Consider the following 19,498-nt stretch of genomic DNA (forward strand, 5'->3'; position numbering starts at 1 on the left):
GTGTTAGTGCGGGAAGCGCCGGCTCGCAACCCGGGGTGAAAGTACCCTTGGCCATGTCGTCGCAAAGACCGGAAGACAAGAACCCGGACCCCGAAAACGAGGAACTCCCGATGGCCAATTACGACCCGAACGATCCCCAGCGCCCGGCCGGCAAGCCCGAAACCTATGTCGAACCGGTCGAGCGCCGCGCATCGCCGCTGCCGCTGATCATCGGCATCCTGCTGGCCCTGGCGATCGCCTATTTCGTGCTGCAATACTTCATGGGCCGCAACGAGGTCGCGACCACCGGCGAGGATGCCGCCGTGACCACGACCGCGCCGGCCGACACCACCACGACCGCGCCGGCGGATACCGCCACCACGACCGCGCCCGCCGCGACCACCCCGGCCGCCGAGGCCGAGGCTGCCGCCGACGATGCCGCGGCCGCGGCCGAGAATGCGGCCGACGCTGCCGGAGAGGCCGCGAGCGAGGCCGCCACCGCCGCCGAGAACGCCGGTGAAGCGGCCGGTGCCGCCGTGACCGACGCCACCCAGGACGCCGCCGAGGCTGCCGAGGACATGGCGAACGACGCCGCCAATGCCGCGGGTGAGGCTGCCGATGCCGCGACCGACGCCGCCGAAAGCGCGGCCGATGCCGCCGGTCAGGCCGTCGAGAACGCCGGCGAGGCGATGGACGACGCGGTTTCGGTCGAGGAACCGGCGACCACCGCGCCGACCACCCCGCCGCCGGCCGGCACCGACACCACGACCACGCCTTCGACCAACTGATCGCAAGGCTTCGCATCGCTTCCGTCGCCCGTATCCCGGGCGGCGGATTTTCAATTTTGGTGCAATTGTGAATATAGCTTTCGGATAAACCCAGCCCGGTTGAATGCTGCTCGCCTTTGGCATACCACGGTGCACCAAATCGACCGACAGACGGAAGGGGAACTGCGATGGGCCGCGTCGAAAAGGCAGGATTGCGGGTCGATCAGACCCTGGCCAGCTTCATCAACGATCACGCGCTGCCGGGCAGCGGCGTCGAGCCGCGCCGCTTCTGGGAAGGGCTCTCGACCCTGATCCACGATTTCGGGCCGAAGAACCGGGCGCTGCTGGACAAGCGCGACGAGATCCAGTCGGCGCTGGACGCCTGGCATATCGCGCATCGCGGCCAGCCGGCGGATGCTGAGGCCTATCGCGATTTCCTGACCGAGATCGGCTATCTCGTGCCGGAGGGCGAGGATTTCCAGATCGAGACCCCGGCGACCGATCCCGAATTCGCCCGCATCGCCGGGCCGCAGCTGGTGGTTCCGATCACCAATGCGCGCTATGTGCTCAACGCCGCCAACGCCCGCTGGGGCAGCCTTTACGATGCGCTCTACGGCACCGACGCCATGGGCGACCTGCCGCGGGGCAAGGGCTATGACGCCACTCGCGGCGCCCGGGTGATCGACTGGGGCCGCGAGTTTCTCGACACCGCCGCGCCGCTGGCCGAAGGATCCTGGGCGGGCATCGAGGCGCTGTCGGTCCAGGACGGCGCGCTGGTCCCGGCGCTGCGCGATCCGGCGAAATTCGCCGGCCATATCGGCGATGCCGCCAGCCCCGCCAGCATCTTCCTGCGCAACAACGGCCTGCTGATCCGCATCGTCCTCGACGCTTCGACCCCGGTCGGCGGGCAGGACAAGGCCGGCATTTCCGACATCGTCATCGAATCCGCCCTGTCCGCGATCATCGACTGCGAGGATTCCGTCGCCTGCGTCGATGGCGAGGACAAGGCGCTGGCCTATTCGAACTGGCTGGGCCTGATGGACGGCACGCTGGCCGAAGAGGTCCAGAAGAACGGCAGGAGCTTCACCCGCCGGCTGAACCCCGACGTGGAATTCACCGCGCCGGACGGCTCGACCGTCACCGCCAAGGGCCGGGCGCTGCTGCTGGTGCGCAACGTCGGCCACCTGATGACCACGCCCGCCGTGCTGGACCGCGACGGCAAGGAGGTGTTCGAGGGGCTGCTCGACGCCATGGTCACCACGCTTTGCGCCATGCGCGACCTCGACCGCGGCGCGAACTCGGTCACGCGCTCGATCTATGTCGTGAAACCCAAGATGCACGGCCCCGAGGAAGTGGCCTTCGCCAGCGCGATCTTCGACCATGTCGAGGACGTGCTGGGCCTGCCGCGCCATACCGTCAAGCTGGGCATCATGGACGAGGAGCGCCGCACCAGCGCCAACCTCAAGGAGTGCATCCGCGCCGCGAAGCACCGGCTGGCCTTCATCAACACCGGCTTCCTGGACCGCACCGGCGACGAATACCACAGCTCGATGGAGGCGGGCGACATGCTCGCCAAGGGCGAGATGAAGGGCCAGCCCTGGATCTCGGCCTATGAGGATCGCAACGTCGACATCGGCCTGGCCTGCGGCCTTTCCGGCAAGGCGCAGATCGGCAAGGGCATGTGGGCGATCCCGGATCGCATGGCCGAGATGCTGGCCGAGAAGATCGCCCATCCCATGGCCGGCGCCAATACCGCCTGGGTGCCCAGCCCGACCGCCGCGACCCTGCATGCGACGCATTACCACCGCGTCGATGTCCACGCCCGCCAGGCCGAGATCGCGGCGCTGAAGCGTCCCGCGCGGCTCGACGACCTGCTGACCATCCCGCTGGCCGGCGGCCGCAACTACAGCGACGTGGAAATCGCCCGCGAGCTGGAAAACAACTGCCAGGGCATCCTGGGCTATGTCGTGCGCTGGGTGGACCAGGGTGTCGGCTGTTCCAAGGTGCCCGACATCCACGACGTCGGGCTGATGGAGGACCGGGCGACGCTGCGCATCTCGGCCCAGGCTTTGGCGAACTGGCTGCATCATGGCATCGTGACGCAGGGCCAGGTCATGGACGCCTTCCGCAAGATGGCGCTGGTGGTGGACCGCCAGAACGCAGGCGACCCGGCCTATCGGCCGATGGCGCCGGGCTATGACGGCGTGGCCTTCCAGGCCGCCTGCGACCTGGTCTTCCTGGGCCGGGTCCAGCCCTCGGGCTATACCGAGCCGGTGCTGCATGCCCGCCGCCTGCAGGCCAAGGCCGAGCAGAAAGCCGCCTGACCCCGATCTTGCGATCAAGCCGCGGCCTGCCCCTTGCCTTCGCAGCGGGCAGGCCTTTTCATGCCGTCATCGGCCGCAAGGCGCCGGGGAGGGAATGACATGCAGCGTTCGCGCATCAACCGCATCATGGCCGAGGCGGCCGAGATGATCGCCGGGGCCGGCTTCCACCTGCCGCCCTTCGCGCATTGGTCGCCCGAAGAGTTCCGCGCCCGCGCCACCCCCGCCATCCGCGACGGCAGGCTGGGCTGGGACATCACCGATTACGGCCAGGGCGATTTCGACCGGCTGGGCCTGTTCCTGTTCACGCTGCGCAACGGCCGGCTGGCCGATCTGCAGGCGGGCCGGGGCATGGTCTATGCCGAGAAACTGCTGATTTCGCAGGAAAACCAGATCAGCCCGATGCATACCCATGCCATCAAGACCGAGGACATCATCAACCGCTCGGGCGCGGTGCTGGCGATCCGGCTCTGCGGCTCGGACGCGCAGGGGCGCATGGACAGGAACGCCGCCGTCCGCGTCGATTGCGACGGCATCGCGCGCGAGGTGGCGGCCGGCGGCATGATCCGCCTGCTGCCCGGCGAATCCGTCACCCTGCGCCCCGGCGACTGGCACGAATTCTGGGCCGAGGGCGGGCCGGTGCTGATCGGCGAGGTCTCGACCGTGAACGACGACCTGACCGACAATATCTTCGCCGCCCCGATCGGCCGCTTCGCCCATGTCATCGAGGACGAGCCGCCGACGCACCTGCTGGTCAGCGATTACGATTCCGACGCTGCGTAACATTTCCGGATGAGCCAAGCGCTCGCGCTCTTGTGAAAGATTGTTGCGCGATGCTATGAGGTCGCTGCTAGCTTAACAGGGAGGTTGCCTCGTGAAGATCGGCGCATTGAGAGAGCATTACGAGGGGGAGGCGCGTGTTGCGGTGACGCCGTCCTCGGCCGCGCATCTGAAGAAGCTGGGCCACGAGGTCTTCGTGGAATCGGGCGCGGGGGCGGGGGCCGGGTTTTCCGACGCCGCCTACCAGGCCGCCGGCATCACCGTCGCGCCGAATGCCCAGGCGCTGATCGCCGAGGTCGATGTCGTGGTCAAGGTCCGGCCGCCCGAGGCCGCCGAGCTGAAGGCGATGCGGCGTGGTCAGACGCTGATCTCGTATTTCTATCCGGCGCAGAATGCCGAGCTGCTGGAGCTCGCCCGCGAGCAGGGCGTCACCGCCATCGCCATGGACATGGTGCCGCGCATCTCGCGCGCACAGAAGATGGACGCGCTGTCGTCCATGGCCAATATCGCCGGCTACCGCGCGGTGATCGAGGCGGCGAACAATTTCGGCCGCTTCTTCACCGGCCAGGTCACCGCCGCCGGCAAGGTGCCGCCGGCCAAGGTGCTGATCGTCGGCGCCGGCGTCGCGGGGCTTGCCGCCATCGGCGCCGCGACCAGCCTCGGCGCCCAGGTCTATGCCTTCGACGTCCGCCCCGAGGTGGCCGAGCAGATCGAATCGATGGGCGCGGAATTCGTCTATCTGGATTTCGCCGAGCAGGCCCAGGACGGCGCCGCGACCGGCGGCTATGCCGCGCCCTCGAGCCCCGAGTTCCGCGAGGCGCAGCTGAAGAAGTTCCGCGAGCTGGCGCCCGAGATGGACATCGTCATCACCACGGCGCTGATCCCCGGCCGCGACGCGCCGAAGCTCTGGACCGAGGACATGGTCGAGGCGATGAAGACCGGCTCGGTCATCGTCGACCTGGCGGCCGAGCGCGGCGGCAATTGCGACCTGACCGTGCCGGACGCGCGCATCGTCACCGACAATGGCGTGGTGATCATCGGCTATACCGATTTTCCCTCGAGGATGGGGGCGCAAGCCTCTGAACTCTATGGCAACAACATCCGCCACATGCTGGCCGACCTGACCCCGGGCAAGGACGGGGTCATCGTGCAGAACATGGAGGATGACGTCATCCGCGGCGCGACCGTGGCCCATGACGGCGACGTGACCTGGCCGCCGCCGCCGCCCAAGGTCGCGGCCATCGCCGCCGCGAAGCCCAAGGAAAAGCCGAAGGAGCCCACCCCCGAGGAACGCCGCGCGGCCGAGGCCGCCGCCTTCAGGACCCAGACCCGCAACCAGGTCGGGCTGCTGGCCGTCGGCGGCGTGCTGATGCTGGCGCTGGGGCTGGTGGCGCCGGCGAGCTTCATGCAGCATTTCATCGTCTTCGTGCTGTCGGTCTTCATCGGCTTCCAGGTGATCTGGAACGTCAGCCACAGCCTGCACACGCCGCTGATGGCGGTGACGAACGCGATCTCCTCGATCATCATCCTGGGCGCCTTGATGCAGATCGGCTCGGGTTCGGGGCTGGTGATCGTGCTGGCGGCGCTCTCGGTGTTCATGGCCGGGATCAACATCTTCGGCGGCTTCCTGGTCACGCGCCGGATGCTTGCCATGTTCCAGAAATCCTGAGGAGGCCGGCGCAATGGAATTCGGTTTCACCACCGCCGCCTATGTCGTCGCGGCCATCCTGTTCATCCTGTCCCTGGGCGGGCTTTCGGGCCAGGAAAGCGCCAAGCGCGCGGTCTGGTACGGCATCGTGGGCATGGCGCTGGCCGTCGCCGCCACGCTGATCGGCCCCGGCTCGGGCCTGTGGCTTCTGTCGCTGATCCTGGTCGCGGTCGGCGGCGTCATCGGCTGGATCGTCGCCACCCGCGTGCAGATGACCGAGATGCCGCAGCTGGTCGCCGCCATGCATTCGCTGGTCGGCCTGGCCGCGGTCTTCATCGGCTTCAACACCCATGTCGAGCTTGGCCATGTGCTGGGCCTCGACGCCGCCGGACGCGAGGCGCTGACCGGCTTCGCCGCCGTGCTGGCGCACAAGTCCCCGGTCGAGCAGTCGATCCTGCGGGTCGAGACCTTCCTCGGCGTCTTCATCGGTGCCGTGACCTTCACCGGCTCGGTCATCGCCTTCGGCAAGCTCGCCGGCAAGGTCGACGGCAAGGCCAGGAAGCTGCCGGGCGGCCATGTGCTGAACGCCGGCGCGGCGGCGCTGTCGCTGGTGCTCTTGCTGGTCTATCTGGCCAATGGCTCGACCCTGGCGCTGATCGTGATGACGCTGGCGGCGCTCTTCATCGGCTATCACCTGATCATGGGCATCGGCGGCGCCGACATGCCGGTGGTGGTGTCGATGCTGAACAGCTATTCCGGCTGGGCGGCGGCGGCGATCGGCTTCTCGCTGTCGAACGACCTGCTGATCGTGGTCGGTGCGCTGGTCGGCTCCTCGGGTGCGATCCTGAGCTACATCATGTGCAAGGCGATGAACCGCAGCTTCGGTTCGGTGATCCTGGGCGGTTTCGGCGGCGAGGCGGGCCCGGCGATGGAGATCGTGGGCGAGCAGATCGCCATCGACGCGGAAAGCGTCGCGGCGGCGCTGAACGACGCCGACGAGATCGTCATCGTGCCGGGCTATGGCATGGCGGTGGCGCAGGCGCAGCAATCGGTGTCGGAGCTGACCCGCAAGCTGCGCGCGCGCGGCAAGACCGTGCGCTTTGCCATCCACCCGGTGGCGGGCCGGCTGCCCGGGCACATGAACGTGCTGCTGGCCGAGGCCAAGGTGCCCTATGACATCGTGCTGGAGATGGACGAGATCAACGAGGATTTCCCGAATACCGACGTGGTGATCGTGATCGGCTCGAACGACATCGTGAACCCGGCGGCGCAGGAGGACCCGAACAGCCCCATCGCCGGCATGCCGGTGCTGGAGGTCTGGAAGGCCAAGCAGGTCTTCGTCAGCAAGCGCGGCCAGGGCACCGGCTATTCCGGCATCGAGAACCCGCTCTTCTACAAGGACAACACCCGCATGTTCTACGGAGACGCCAAGAAATCCCTCGACCAGCTCCTGCCAATGATCGAATAGGGGGGGCAGGCCACAAGGTAAACAGGGGCGGGCCATCGCGGCCCGCCCCTTCGCGTTTCCGGGTGCTAATAGGCGTCCAGCATGGACTTGACCACGTCGGTGGGCAGGGCGGGGTGCAGCGCCAGCTTGCGGGTGCGCTTGCCCCGGCGCGGGATCAGCAGCGCGCAACGGGTGGCGACGGCGTGGGAATGCTTGGCCGAACCGGTGACGATAGCCCCCGCCCGCCAGCGCGAATGCGGGCCGAACCGCAGCACGCTTTCGATGGCGCCAGGGACATAGCCCTCGGTTTCGGCCGAATCGATCAGCGCTTCACTGATGACGGGGGGCAGGTACATGGGCACGGCTACTCGGAAACTTAAAATTGGATACATCCAATTTGTTAGTCCGAGCCGGCGCGGATTTGTATCTGCCCTTTTGAACAGGTGTGCCATACAAGTTCAGCGCGTATGGCATACCCGGCTTTCGTGCCTTGGTCGTATCGCGGCCCAGTTGTCCGGTTCTCGGCATCTGGAGGACCCGATCAACGATGGATCTGTCCGGCTCTGACGGATCTTGCAGAAATATTGGCAGGGCGTGAGCCCCGAGCGTCTGAGGCCTGCGGGCAAGTTCCGGGTGAGGAGGGACAAGACAACAGTCCAGTGGACTGTCGGCCCCGACGCAAGATGAAGTCTGTGATGTGCGTCCGAAACTGGTCCTGGCCCTCGTAGTGAAAGCGCTCCACGGTTGCTTCTTTGATCGTGGGGCTATCCCATGGCGCTGCAAGAAACGGTGCAAGGCCGAGCGTGTCCGATGGGAGGTCGGCGCAAAGGCAGTCGTCCAGTAGGCAGCAGCGTATGGCGCCTGAACGCCACGATCGCCACTTCTCCTTCCCGCCTGGCACCGTCGAGCGAGGTTCTTTCGGCCGCGTCTTCATGTCCTCGACCGTTCGACGCTTTCGCCGCTTGGCCCCGGTCATGGAGTAATCCCCAGTTCGCGGCGCCGCGGTCGAAGCATCCGATCGCTGTATCGCTGCTCGGATGGCGTGCCTGGTCGCGACGCCTCCATGACGAACGGGTGCTACAGGGCATCCTTCCTTCGAAAGGATCCATCAAACCGTGGCATCAAACAGCTAGGGCGTGATCAGGATCGGCGTGCCGTCGCGCACCATGGCATAGACATCCTCGACCTCCTCGTCGCGGACGGCGATGCAGCCGGCGGTCCAGTCCTGCATGCGCTGCGACAGGGCGCGGCCCTCGGGGCCCTGGCCGTGGATGAAGATGTCGCCGCCCGGCGCCTTGCCCTGCGACAGCGCGAAGGCGGTGTCGTTCGGGTTCGGATAGGACACGCCGACCGACAGGTGATAGCGGCTGTCGGGGTTGCGGCGGTCGATGTAGTAAAGCCCTTCGGGGGTCTTGCCGTCGCCCTCGAACTGCTTGTGGCCGATGGGTTCGTTGCCAAGCCCGATGCGATAGGCCTTGAGCACGGTATTGCCGCTGAGCAGCAGCATCTGGCGCGCGCCCTTGTTCACCACGACCTGCGTCACCGGCGGGCCGGAATAGGTCTTGAACTTGCTGGGTCCGCAGGCGGCAAGCCCCAGCAAAAGCGCGATGGCGACGATACGGCCCAGCCAGCCCATGTGATGACCCTCGATCCGGTGTTTTGCGGCATTTTGCCCGTCCTGCGGGTGACGGGCAATCCGCCGGCGGTTCACGAAATCCTGATGCCTGCCGGGACGGGTGGCAGATTTGCCAGAGCTGACCTGCAGCTTGGGCTTTCGGCTTGCGGGAAATCCGGCTGCGGCTAAACATGCCGCCATGAACGACGAAGACGAACATCCGCTGCGCTATGCGCTGGTCAACGAGCTGCACGCCCGGCCCTCGCCGCGGCTCAAGGCGCCCTGCACGGCCGTCTTCCTGGCGGTGAAGGAGCCGCGCGACGCGGCCAACCGCGACCGCGCCCGCGATGTCGCGCATCTGGCCGAGCTTTGCGCCCGCCACGGCGCGCCCAGCCCCGACACCAGCGCCGGCCATTACACCGCGCAGCTGGGCCGGCATCAGCTGCGCTGGGAAAGCCATACCGAATTCGTGACCTATGCCGCCTTCGCGCCCGGCCTGCCGCCGCGGCCCTTCGGCCCCTCGGCCGGCGCCATCTTCCCCGAGGACTGGCAGCATCATGCCCCGGGCAAGCGCATCGCGGCGGTGATGATCCAGGTCGATTTCCTGCCCGAGGATCCGGCTGCCATCATGCCGCGGCTGCGCGAATGGTTCGCGGCCGACAGCCTGGCCTCGGTCTGGGTGCTGGAAGAGGCGGCGGTGGTCGCGGGCGATTTCCGCATCGACCCGGACGGCTGGATGCGCTTCGCGCTGTTCGTGAAGCCCGGGACGCAATCGGGCCGCATCGGCCGCATCGTGCAGCGGCTGACCGATCTCGAGACCTATCGCGCCATGTCCATGCTGGGCCTGGGCGGCGCGCGCCAGCTGACGCAGCAGCTCAATGCGCTGGACCCGCAGCTCAACGACATCCTGCAGGGCATGGCCGACGAGAGCCGGCCGGCCGACGCGGTGCTGCACGAGCTGCTGACGGTCTCGGCCCGACTGGAACGCACGGCGACGCAGCAATCGTTCCGCTTTGGCGCCACCGCGGCCTACGAGGCGATCGTGATGGACCGCGTCGCCTCGCTGCGCGAGTCGCGCTTCATGGGCGGGCAGATGCTGACCGAATTCATGGCCCGGCGCTATCACCCCGCCATGCGCACGGTGAAATCGGCCGAGAAGCGGCTGGCGGCGATGGTCGATCGCAGCGAGCGCGCGGGCGAACTCTTGCGCACCCGCGTCGACGTGCAGCGCAGCGCCCAGAACCAGGAACTGATGGTGCGCATGGACCGGCGCGCCGACCTGCAATTGCGGCTGCAGCACACGGTCGAGGGCCTGTCGGTGGTGGCGATCAGCTATTATGCCGTGGGGCTTCTGGGCTATGCGCTTTATCCGGTCGCCCATGCGCTGCATGTCGACAAGGCGGTGATGGTCGCGGCGCTGACGCCGCTCGTCGTCGCCGGGGTCTGGCTGGCCATGCGCCGCATCAAGGCCCGGCTGCATGCCGGCGGTCACTGATTTCACCATGAAGGAGCCCGTCTTGAAAACCATCCTGTTGCTTGGCGCCGTGCTGGCGCTGTCGGCCTGCAACGTGCCGCTGGTCCCGCTGGTCTGATGGCGGGGGTGCTGCGGATGTATGGGCTGGCCCATTGCTCGACCTGCCAGAAGGCGCAGGCCGAGCTTGAGGCTGAGGGCTGGCAGGTCGCGTTTCGCGATGTCGCCAAGACGCCGCTGGACGAGGCCGAATGGCAGCGCATGATCGCGGATTTCGGCGAGAAGCTGGTCAACCGCGCCAGCCTGACCTGGCGCGGCATGTCCGAGGCGGAACGCGCCGGCACGCCGCTGCGGATGTTGTCGGCGAAACCCTCGCTGATGAAGCGGCCGGCGATTGTCGCGGGCGATCTGCACCTGCTCGGCTGGACCGCGAACGTCAAGCGCGCCTTGGGAGTCGCCGCCTGAGGGTGCGCTGTGCCGGAACGTCACGCTGACCAGCCCCCCGCTGGCGGGTCCATTTTATTGTTGGTGCAATGTTGGCCGCGTTTTCCAGCGGGTGGGATTGCTGGCCCGGGTTGCAGAGCCGTCCGCGCTGGAAACGCGGGGATGAAGACCTCCGGAGCCGGTGGCTTGTCGCCGCGCGTTCCATGCGGGGCGCAGGGTATTGTAACGCCGGCGCCAAGTTTCCACGATGATCCTGGCCTCGGCGAGCGTATGGAAGACCATTCGAGGAGCTCATCGCGCAGGCGGGCGTCGAAACGCTCGATGTAGCCATTTTCCCAAGGTGATCCGGGCGCGATGTATGCGGTCTTTGCGCCGACGGCGGCGATCCGGTCCTGCACTAGCGGCGGGCCAGTGCGACGATGCTCTCGGTCAGTTGCCGCTCGTCCCGACCCGGGGGAATGCGCTGCGTGGAGCGGCGCTGCCCCAGCACGCGACAGACCCCGGCGCCCCGACGCGCGGCTAGCAGGACAGTGCGAACGTGGCCGATGCAGGCCCGGCGGCGCGAGAGGCTCGGAACTTTCGCTGCGCGGACCTGCGGTTCCCCGTGCCGCCTCCGTCAGGATCAGCTTGTCCAGCGTCAGATCGGCAACCGCTTTCGCAGCCGCTCGTTCTCTTTCTGGAGTTCCTTCAGTTGGCGAAGCTGATCGCGGCTCATGCCGCCATACTGCTTGCGCCACCTGCAATGGGTCAGTTCGGGAACGCCGATCTGGCGCACCGCATCCGTCATCGTCGTCCCAGGGCCGCGCAGCACTTCAACCTCCCGCAGCTTCGTCACGATCTCATCGGGCTCGTGTCGCTTCTCTTCATGGTGGACCCGTTCAACGGGGGTGGATCAACGGCAGGATGGGTATTTGGGCAACGAAGAAGACCAAGACCGCGTCCGGCCTTCTTTGCTCCTTAAATACCCGAATGCCGAGGCTGCGTTCAGGGCGCGGCGTCTGCGGTGCTGGTCGCCGCTTCGGGCAAAGCCGTTCGCGCGGTGACGGCCGAGGTGAAGGCATCGCCCGGATCCCGCCGCAGGATGGCTTGCCCGCCGCCCGCGCGCAGGCTGTCGACGGTGCGGCGGTAATCACCCTCGTCCAATGCGCCCGAGGGAGAGAGCAGCGGCCCGATGGCCTCGATCATCGCGGCTTGGCGACGCAGCGCGCCTGCGTCCGGATCCGGGCCCAGGATCAGCCCGGCAGCGGTTTCGGGGTCGGCCACGGCCTCGTGCCAGCCCCTCATGCTGGCGCGCAGGAAGCGGGCGAGCCGGTCCTGTGCCTGCGGGTCGGACAAGGTGGCGGGCAGGGCATAGAGCCCGTCCTCCAGCGTCGCGGCGTCCTCGGTCGCCGGGTTCAGCACCACCAGCCCGTCGCCCGGCAGCGGGTCATAGGCCAGTGTGGTCGCGCAGGCGGCCTGGCGGTGGCGCAGCATCTCGCCCGCCATCGGCCATTGCCCCAGCAGCGCCACGCCCGAGAGGCTGTCGTCGGGTTTCAGCCCCAGCCGGTTCAGCCAGGCCAGCAGCGGATAATCCGCGCCGCGAAACGGGCTCGCGACGGTCTTGCCGCGCAGGTCGGCGGCAGCCGCGACGCCGCTGTCGCGAGTGCAGGTCAGCCGCAGAGCCGGCTTGGCGAGGATCTGCGCGACATTCACCACCGGCAGGCCGTTTTCGCGCGCGACCAGCGCCATGGGCATCCATTCGACCGTCACGTCGGCTGCCCCGCGCGCCAGCGACTCGAAGGGCGGCGCACCGTCGGCCGGCAGCAGCGTGACCTGAAGGCCTTCGGCCGCGTAATGTCCGCGCGCCTGCGCCAGCAGGAAGCCGGCCGATTCCGCCAGCGCCGGGCCGCGCAACTGCACGGTCAGGGCGTCTGCCCGGACGCCGAGCGGCGCGAGCAGGGCGATCAGCAGGGAAAGGGCGCTCAGTTTCATTGCCGGCCATGGTTAGACGGCCGGCCCCGGCCGCGCAAGCGACGCCCGCCGCACGAAACCGCGAGGGTCAGTTGCGGGAATAGACATCCTCGTAGCGCACGATGTCGTCTTCGCCCAGGTAGACGCCGGTCTGCACCTCGATCAGCACCATCGGCACCTTGCCTGGGTTCTCCATCCGGTGCACGGCGCCCAGCGGCACATAGATCGACTGGTTTTCCGTCACCAGCGTCACCGTCTCGTCCACCGTCACCCGGGCGGTGCCGGAGACGACGATCCAGTGTTCCGAGCGGTGGAAATGCGATTGCAGCGACAGCGCCGCGCCGGGGTTCACGACGATGCGCTTGACCTGGAAGCGGTCGGCCAGCGCCAGGGTCTCGAACCAGCCCCAGGGGCGGTGGTCGCGCAGGAAGCTTTCGGCTTGGCGCGCGCCCTTGGATTTCAGCGCCGAGACCGCCTTCCTGACCTCTTGCGCGCGGTCCATGCCGGCGACCAGCACCGCGTCATTGGTGGCGACGACCATCACGTCCCGAAGGCCGATGCCCACGACCTCGATGCCCTCATCCTGCGAACGCAAGAGCACGTTGTCGCAGTCGATGGCGGTCGAGCGGGCGTCGGTGACGGCACCGCGTTCGGCCGGGGCGGCGTTCTGCGTCTCGCGCCAGACGGCGTCCCAGCCGCCGAGGTCGGACCAGTGGCCCGAGAAGCGGACCACCGACAGATTTGCGGCCTTTTCCAGCACGGCATAGTCGATCGACCGGTCGGGCAGCCGGTCCCAGGGCTCGGGTGCAAGGCGCAGGAAGCCCAGGTCCGGCCGCGCCTCGGTCAGCGCCGCCTGCACCGGGGCCAGGTATTCGGGGGCATGGGCCTTGAAGGCCTCGATCATGGTCCGGGCCGAGAACAGGAAGATGCCAGCATTCCACAGGAAATTCCTCTGCGCGATCATCCTTGCGGCATTCTCGGCATCGGGCTTTTCGACGAAGCGCTTCAGAGCGACCGGGCCTTCGGCGGCCGCCTCGGCCTCCATATAGCCATAGCCGGTTTCGGGACGGGTCGGCGTGATGCCGAAGGTCACGATGCGACCCTCCTGCGCGGCCGGCAGGCCCAGGTCGACGGCGCGGCCAAAGGCCTCGGCATCCGGCACGACATGGTCCGAGGGCGCGACCAGCAGCACGGCTTCCGGGTCGGTCTCGGCCGCCGTCAGCGCCGCGGCCAGGATCGCCGGCGCGGTGTTGCGGCCCGAGGGCTCGATCAGGATGGCGGCGGGCGCGATGCCGATCTGGTCCAGCTGCTCGGCCACGATGAAGCGGAAATCGGCATTGGTCATCACCAGCGGCGCGGCATAGCGGGCGCCCGACAGCCGGCGGGCCGAGGCCTGGAACAGGCTCTCCGCGCCGATCAGCGGAGCGAATTGCTTGGGAAAGCTCTTGCGCGACACCGGCCACAGCCGCGTGCCCGAGCCTCCGGCCAGAAGAACGGGGGTAATCGTCATGAAATCAACTCCAAGGCGCAAGGCGGTCCCTCGCCGGATAGCATGGCCGCGGCCTGCCGGTAAACCTGACCTTTCAATAGCCCCGCGCCGGGTCCACGCGGTAGAGCAGCGGCTCGCCCCGCATGGCGCGGCGCAGGTTCTCGGCCGCGACGGCGGCGGCGCTTTCGGGCCGGGTCTCGGCCGAGACATGCGGGGTCACGGTCACGCGCGGATGCGACCAGAACGGGTGATCCGGCGGCAGCGGCTCTTGCCGGAACACGTCGAGCACCGCATGGGCGATGTGCCCCGAGCCGAGCGCCGCGAGCAGCGCCGCTTCGTCGATCAGCGTGCCGCGCCCGGCGTTGATGACCGTGGCGCCCGCCGGCAGCAGCGCCAGCCGATCGGCGTCGAGCAGGTCGCGGGTCGCGGCCGTGTCGGGCAGCAGGCAGATCAGGATCTCGGCCCGGGCCAGCGCCCGGGACAGGTCGGGACCGGCCAGAACCTCGGCCCCCGGCACGGCGCGGCCGGAATGCGACCAGCCGGTGACGCGGAAGCCAAGCCCGGCCAGCGCCGCCGCCACGGCCCGGCCAAGCTCGCCCATGCCCAGCACCGTCACCCGCCGCGCGCTGGCCAGCGGCGGCGTCACGTCGTTGCGCCAGACGCCGTCCTGGGCATAGCGGTCCATGCCCAGATGCGCCCGCAGCGCCCAGCCGGTGCAATATTCCGCCATGCCCTGCGCCAGCCCCGGATCGACCATGCGGCACAGGGGCTGGGTCAGGGTCGGGTTGGTGACGATGCGCTCGACCCCGGCCCAGAGGCTTTGCACCACGCGGGCCCGGGTGAAGGGCGAGAAGTCCAGCGTGCCGTCCTCGGGGTAGCCCGGGGCATGGATCAGCGCGTCGAAACCGGCCGGATCGCCGTCGCGGCAAAGCGCCATTTCGGGGCAGGCGGCCCGCAGCGCGGGGGCCCAGGCGTCCCACAGCCGGGCAGGGGCGGCGAACAGCACCCGCATCCGGTCAGCCCCGCGGCCGGTGGACATGCGCCGATTGCAGGATGCCGAAGCCCATCAGCAGGATCATCAGCGAGGTCCCCCCATAGCTGACCAGCGGCAGGGGCGACCCCTTGGCGGGCAGCATGCCCATGACCGTGGCCATGTTGATCGAGAAATACAGAAAGAACGTCCCGGCGATGCCGATGGTCAAGAGGCTGGCGAAACGGTCGCGGTTGGTCAGCGCCGAATGCAGGCAGAAGCCCAGGATCAGCACGTAAAGCGCCAGAAGCGAGCCGGCGCCGACAAAGCCGAACTCCTCGGCCAGCGAGGTGAAGATGAAATCGGTGTGCTTTTCCGGCAGGAAGTTCAGCCGCGATTGCGTGCCCTGCATGAAGCCGCGCCCCGACCAGCCGCCCGACCCCAGCGCGATCTGCGCCTGGGCGATGTTGTAGCCCGCGCCCAACGGGTCGGAACTGGGGTCGAGGAAGGTGTCGATGCGCTTGAACTGGTAGTCGTGCAGCAGTTGCCAGTCGGTGCCCCGGCTCTCCATCACCGCGGTGACGCCGGCGACGACGATGGCGATGACGGCGGCGAAATACCACAGGCTGACGCCGGCCGCGAACATCACGATGCCGCCCCCCGCGATCAGCATGATCGAGGTGCCAAGGTCGGGCTGCATCAGCACGAGGCCCGTCGGCAGCAGGATCAGCATGACCGGGATCAGCACCCAGAAGGGCCGCGAGACCTTTTCGACCGGCAGCCAGTCGTAATAGGCGGCCAGCGTCATCACGAAGGCGATCTTGGTCAGCTCGGACGGCTGGATGCGGATCGGTCCCAGCACCAGCCAGCGCTGCGCGCCCATGCCGATGTCGCCCATGATCTCGACCAGCACCAGCAAGAGCACGCAGATCACATAGGAGATCACCGAGATCGAGCGCCAGAACCAGATCGGCACGAAGGCCAGGGCGAACATCAGGACCATGCCGGCGGCGAAACGCTCCATCTGCGGCATGGCCCAGCGGTCGATGTCGCCGCCCGAGACCGAATAGAGCATGAGAAAGCCGATGCAACTGACGGCCGTGACAAGGAAAACCAGCGGCCAGTTCAGGTGCAGGATCTTGCGCCAGCCACTTGGCACCTGGGCGACGTGATAGTTCAGATAGCTCATCGCTCAGGCTTTCGCGCGCGTCTCGGCCGGGCGGGCAGAGGGGGCCAGGTTCATCTTGGACCACATTTCCTGCACCTTGGCGCGGGTGCCGTCATCGGGATAGGCAGAGATCGGCGGCAGGCCACCGGCCAGCGCGTAAAGCAGGATGTCGCGGGCGATGGGGCCGGCGACCGCACCGCCGCCGCCGCCATGCTCGACCACCACCGAGACCGCGTAGCGCGGCATGTCGAAGGGCGCGAAGCAGACGAAAAGCGCGTGGTCGCGGCGGTTCCAGGGCAGCTGGTCGTTCGAGATCACGCCGCGCGCGCGCTCGGCGGCGGTGATGTTGCGCACCTGGCTGGTGCCGGTCTTGCCGGCCATCTGCCATTCCGGCGCGATGATGCGGGCCCGGCGCGCGGTGCCGTGGCTGCTGTTCATCACCGCATCCATGCCGCCGCGGGCGGTGCGCAGGTGCAGCGGGTTGATGCCGAGCTCGGGCCATTCCGGCACCGGCTCGGGCACGCCGTCGATTGCCTTGACCAGCCGGGGCGAGACCGCGCGGCCCGTCGCCACCCGCGCCGTCATCACCGCCAGTTGCAGGGGCGAGGCCAGCACATAGCCCTGGCCGATCGAGGCGTTGATGGAATCGCCGACCTGCCATTCCTGGCCGTAGCGTTCCCGCTTCCAGGCGCGGTCGGGGGCGATGCCTTCGGTGATGGCCGACATCGGCAGGTCGTGCTTGACGCCGATGCCCAGCTTGCGCGCCATGGCGGCGATGCGGTCGATGCCGACGCGCTGCGCCAGCTCATAATAATAGACGTCGCAGGAGCGTTCGAGGCTTTGCACCGCATCGACCATGCCGTGCCCGCCCCGGCTCCAGCAGTGGAACTTGCGGCCGGCGACCTGCAGCGAGCCCGGGCAGAAGAAGCGCGAGCCGGGGTTGATGACGCCCGATTCCAGCCCGGCCAGCAGCGTGACCATCTTGAAGGTCGAGCCCGGCGGATAGGCGCCCTGCACGGTCTTGTCGGCCAGCGGCCGGTGGTCGTGGTTCATCAGCATGCGGTAATCCGGCCCCGAGATGCCGCGCACGAACTTGTTCGGATCGAAGACCGGCGAGGAGGAAATCGCCACGATGTCGCCATTGGTCACGTCGATGACCACGGCCGCCGCACTTTCCTCGCCCAGCCGCTGGGTGGCGAAGTTCTGCAATCCGGCGTCCAGCGTGGTCTGCACGGTGGCGCCCTGCTGGCCCTCTTGCCGCGACAGCTCGCGCATCTCGCGCCCGGCGCTGTTGACCTCGACCCGGCGGGCGCCGGCCTTGCCGCGCAGCGCCTCTTCCAGCTTCGCCTCCATGCCGACCTTGCCCAGCTGGAACTCGGGCAGGCGCAGCACGGGGTCCGGGTTTTCGATCTTCGAGAGGTCGTAATCCGAGACCGGGCCGACATAGCCCAGCACATGCGAGAAATCGCCGCCGCGCGGATAGCTGCGCGACAGGCCCGATTCCGGCGTCACGCCGGGCAGGGCGGGGGCATTGAGCGCGATCGAGGAGAACTCGGACCAGCTCAGCCGGTCGGCGACCATGACCGGGGTGACGGCGCTGCGCTTGCGGATCTCTTCCAGGATCTCGGCCGCCTGGCGGTCGGTCATCGGGATGATGCGGCGCAGCCTTGCGATGACGGCGGAGACGTCGCCCGCCTCTTCGCGGGTCAGGGTGACGCGGTAGTTCTGTTCGTTGCCGGCGATGATGGTGCCGTGGCGGTCGAGGATCAGCCCGCGCGCCGGCGGCAGGAGCCGGATCTTGATCGAGTTGCCGTCCGACAGCATGCGGTATTCGTCGGCATGCTCGATCTGCATCGAGCGCAGCTTCAGTCCCAGGACCGAGACGACGGCGGCCTGGATCACCCCCAGCATCAGCACGCGCCGGGTGATGGAGCGGCTGCTTTCGACGATCTCGCGGTCGGATTTGCGCATCAGCGGGTCCTTGCGTCCCGGTCGGCGGTGCTGCGCGGCAGGCCCAGCCCCCAAGCGGCCAGCCCCGCGACCAGCGGATAGGCGGCGGTGGTGGCGATGAATTGCAGCATGGCCTGGCCCAGCGGCGGCGGGGACAGGAAGAAGGTCGTCAGCACGAAGCGATAGGCCAGCATCATCAGCGCCAGAAGCATGGTCACCCGCAGCCATTCAACCATGAATGGCAGTTCGCGCCAACGGTGCTCGCGCTTTCGTGCGGCCTCGGTGCCCAGCACGGCGATGGCGGCGTAAAGGCCGATGGGACGCAGCAAAAGGATGTCCTCGATCAGGTAGAGCGCGGCGATGGCCAGCACCGGTGCCTGCTCGGGCCGGCGCAGCACCCAGAGCAGCGTCAGGCACAGCCCCAGGTCGGGGCCGGGCCAGACCACGCGGCCCGGCGCCAGCGGCAAGAGCCGCCAGAACAGGATCGCCAGGAACAGCGCGACGTAAAGCGCCTGTCCCAGGATCCGCCGGCGCCGGCCCGGATCAATCATTCGCAACCTCGGGCGCGGCCGGGGCCTCGGCCTCGGCGGGCGCCGGTTCAAGGTCCATGGCCGGCGGCATCGGCGGGCCGATGAAATCGCTCGGCGGCGGCGGGATCAGCAGGCCGGTGTCGGGCAATTGCTCGGCCGGGTGGCTGCGCAGCACGCGCAGGAACTCGAGCCGGCCGTAATCGGCCGCCAGCCGCACCCGCATCCGGCCGTCGCTGGCCAGCGCCAACTGCCCGACCAGCAGCCCGGCCGGGAACACGCCGCCGTCGCCGGAACTGACCACGCGGTCGCCGGGGCGGATGTTTTCCGGGCTTTCGATGAAGTCCAGCGCCGGCAGGGCGGTGTTGTCGCCGGTCAGCAGCGCATGCTGACCCGAGGGCAGGATGGTCACCGGGATCCGGCTGGTCGGGTCGGTCAGCAGCATGACCCGGCTGGTGGTCTGCCCCAGGCCCGAGATGCGCCCGACCAGCCCCAGCCCGTCCATGGTCGCCCAACCGTCCAGGATGCCGTCGCGGGCGCCGACGTTCAGCAGCACCGACTGGCGAAAGGCCGTGCCGCTGTCGGTCATCACCACGCCGGACACCGAGGTCAGCGCCGGGTCGATGCGCACGTTGTTCTGCGCCAGCAGCTTGGCGTTTTCCTGTTCCAGCTGCACCGCGGCCTCTTTCCAGGCCGACATCTTCTGCAGCTCGCGCCGCAGCTCCTGGTTCTGCTCGTAGAGCCGGGAATAGGACTGGAAGCCCGCCACCATGCGCGACAGCTTGGTCACCGGCACCATGGCCCAGTCGAAGCTGGGCACGAAACGGTCGATGAAGGCCGCCCGCATGCGCTCGGCCCGCGGGCTGTCGATCTGCCAGAACAGAAAGACCGCCAGCAGCAGCAGAACCAGCAGCGACACCAGGATGCGGCGGACCGGAGCCGCGTAGTCGGGGCCCTTGCGCGCCATGATCC

Annotated in this window: 17 protein-coding genes and 2 pseudogenes; 8 read left to right on the forward strand and 11 right to left on the reverse strand. The window is 68.2% G+C overall.

The window, feature by feature from the left end; genetic code table 11:
* Window positions 1–110 precede the first annotated feature (110 nt).
* The 5 genes from PARN5_RS0100775 to PARN5_RS0100795 all read left to right on the forward strand — a co-directional run bounded on the left by PARN5_RS0100775 (window position 111) and on the right by PARN5_RS0100795 (window position 6,963).
* On the forward strand, window positions 111–767 hold the full coding sequence (locus PARN5_RS0100775) for a hypothetical protein (RefSeq protein ID WP_036744637.1): 657 nt from the start codon (window positions 111–113) through the stop codon (window positions 765–767).
* 167 nt (window positions 768–934) lie between these two features.
* Window positions 935–3,070, forward strand: a complete 2,136-nt coding sequence (locus PARN5_RS0100780; protein ID WP_017997897.1) for a malate synthase G — start codon at window positions 935–937, stop codon at window positions 3,068–3,070.
* Window positions 3,071–3,169: 99 nt separating this feature from the next.
* Window positions 3,170–3,850, forward strand: a complete 681-nt coding sequence (locus PARN5_RS0100785) for a D-lyxose/D-mannose family sugar isomerase (protein WP_017997898.1) — start codon at window positions 3,170–3,172, stop codon at window positions 3,848–3,850.
* 91 nt (window positions 3,851–3,941) lie between these two features.
* Window positions 3,942–5,516 (forward strand): Re/Si-specific NAD(P)(+) transhydrogenase subunit alpha, encoded by a 1,575-nt coding sequence (locus PARN5_RS0100790; RefSeq protein ID WP_026155071.1) that lies wholly within the window; start codon window positions 3,942–3,944, stop codon window positions 5,514–5,516.
* A gap of 13 nt (window positions 5,517–5,529) precedes the next feature.
* Complete coding sequence (locus tag PARN5_RS0100795; protein ID WP_017997900.1) at window positions 5,530–6,963, forward strand: NAD(P)(+) transhydrogenase (Re/Si-specific) subunit beta; 1,434 nt, start codon at window positions 5,530–5,532, stop codon at window positions 6,961–6,963.
* A gap of 65 nt (window positions 6,964–7,028) precedes the next feature.
* Here the strand turns inward: PARN5_RS0100795 and PARN5_RS0100800 are convergent, their stop codons facing one another.
* The 3 genes and pseudogenes from PARN5_RS0100800 to PARN5_RS0100805 form a co-directional block, all read right to left on the reverse strand.
* Window positions 7,029–7,298 (reverse strand): hypothetical protein, encoded by a 270-nt coding sequence (locus PARN5_RS0100800; RefSeq protein ID WP_017997901.1) that lies wholly within the window; start codon window positions 7,296–7,298, stop codon window positions 7,029–7,031.
* Between the two features lie 406 nt (window positions 7,299–7,704).
* Window positions 7,705–7,817: pseudogene (locus tag PARN5_RS23925) on the reverse strand (IS481 family transposase); the annotation flags it as partial.
* 254 nt (window positions 7,818–8,071) lie between these two features.
* Window positions 8,072–8,578: a L,D-transpeptidase family protein gene (locus PARN5_RS0100805; protein ID WP_017997902.1), complete on the reverse strand. Its 507-nt coding sequence runs from the start codon at window positions 8,576–8,578 to the stop codon at window positions 8,072–8,074.
* A gap of 178 nt (window positions 8,579–8,756) precedes the next feature.
* Here PARN5_RS0100805 and PARN5_RS0100810 point away from each other — a divergent pair, with 178 nt between their 5' ends.
* The 3 genes from PARN5_RS0100810 to PARN5_RS0100820 are packed head-to-tail and all read left to right on the forward strand — an operon-like array spanning window position 8,757 to window position 10,493.
* On the forward strand, window positions 8,757–10,052 hold the full coding sequence (locus PARN5_RS0100810; RefSeq protein WP_017997903.1) for a DUF3422 domain-containing protein: 1,296 nt from the start codon (window positions 8,757–8,759) through the stop codon (window positions 10,050–10,052).
* Window positions 10,053–10,059: 7 nt separating this feature from the next.
* Window positions 10,060–10,149, forward strand: coding sequence for a lipoprotein (locus PARN5_RS23930; RefSeq protein ID WP_232419269.1), 90 nt, complete (start codon window positions 10,060–10,062; stop codon window positions 10,147–10,149).
* A 17-nt stretch (window positions 10,150–10,166) separates the two neighbouring features.
* Window positions 10,167–10,493, forward strand: coding sequence for an ArsC/Spx/MgsR family protein (locus tag PARN5_RS0100820; RefSeq protein WP_081614979.1), 327 nt, complete (start codon window positions 10,167–10,169; stop codon window positions 10,491–10,493).
* Window positions 10,494–10,547: 54 nt separating this feature from the next.
* On the opposite strand, the pseudogene PARN5_RS23100 reads toward PARN5_RS0100820, so the two are convergent.
* From PARN5_RS23100 to mreC, 8 genes and pseudogenes are all read right to left on the reverse strand, one after another.
* Window positions 10,548–11,310, reverse strand: a pseudogene (locus PARN5_RS23100) (integrase core domain-containing protein).
* A 146-nt stretch (window positions 11,311–11,456) separates the two neighbouring features.
* Window positions 11,457–12,443, reverse strand: a complete 987-nt coding sequence (locus PARN5_RS0100830) for an ABC transporter substrate-binding protein (RefSeq protein WP_017997907.1) — start codon at window positions 12,441–12,443, stop codon at window positions 11,457–11,459.
* A gap of 67 nt (window positions 12,444–12,510) precedes the next feature.
* On the reverse strand, window positions 12,511–13,932 hold the full coding sequence (locus tag PARN5_RS0100835; RefSeq protein ID WP_017997908.1) for a mannose-1-phosphate guanylyltransferase/mannose-6-phosphate isomerase: 1,422 nt from the start codon (window positions 13,930–13,932) through the stop codon (window positions 12,511–12,513).
* Between the two features lie 73 nt (window positions 13,933–14,005).
* The gene (locus PARN5_RS0100840) at window positions 14,006–14,950 is read right to left on the reverse strand and encodes a glyoxylate/hydroxypyruvate reductase A (protein WP_017997909.1); all 945 of its coding nucleotides are present in this window, start codon (window positions 14,948–14,950) and stop codon (window positions 14,006–14,008) included.
* Window positions 14,928–16,070 carry a rod shape-determining protein RodA gene (gene rodA, locus PARN5_RS0100845; protein WP_017997910.1) on the reverse strand — a complete coding sequence of 381 codons (1,143 nt, stop codon included), beginning with the start codon at window positions 16,068–16,070 and terminating at the stop codon, window positions 14,928–14,930. Before rodA ends, PARN5_RS0100840 begins: the two co-directional genes overlap by 23 nt.
* 3 nt (window positions 16,071–16,073) lie before the next feature.
* The gene (gene mrdA, locus PARN5_RS0100850) at window positions 16,074–18,020 is read right to left on the reverse strand and encodes a penicillin-binding protein 2 (RefSeq protein WP_017997911.1); all 1,947 of its coding nucleotides are present in this window, start codon (window positions 18,018–18,020) and stop codon (window positions 16,074–16,076) included.
* The gene (locus PARN5_RS0100855; RefSeq protein WP_017997912.1) at window positions 18,020–18,550 is read right to left on the reverse strand and encodes a hypothetical protein; all 531 of its coding nucleotides are present in this window, start codon (window positions 18,548–18,550) and stop codon (window positions 18,020–18,022) included. The genes mrdA and PARN5_RS0100855 overlap by 1 nt, the downstream gene beginning before the upstream one ends.
* Complete coding sequence (gene mreC, locus PARN5_RS0100860) at window positions 18,543–19,493, reverse strand: rod shape-determining protein MreC (RefSeq protein ID WP_017997913.1); 951 nt, start codon at window positions 19,491–19,493, stop codon at window positions 18,543–18,545. Before mreC ends, PARN5_RS0100855 begins: the two co-directional genes overlap by 8 nt.
* Window positions 19,494–19,498: the final 5 nt, after the last annotated feature.

The organism is Paracoccus sp. N5 (genome assembly GCF_000371965.1).
GTDB lineage: Bacteria > Pseudomonadota > Alphaproteobacteria > Rhodobacterales > Rhodobacteraceae > Paracoccus.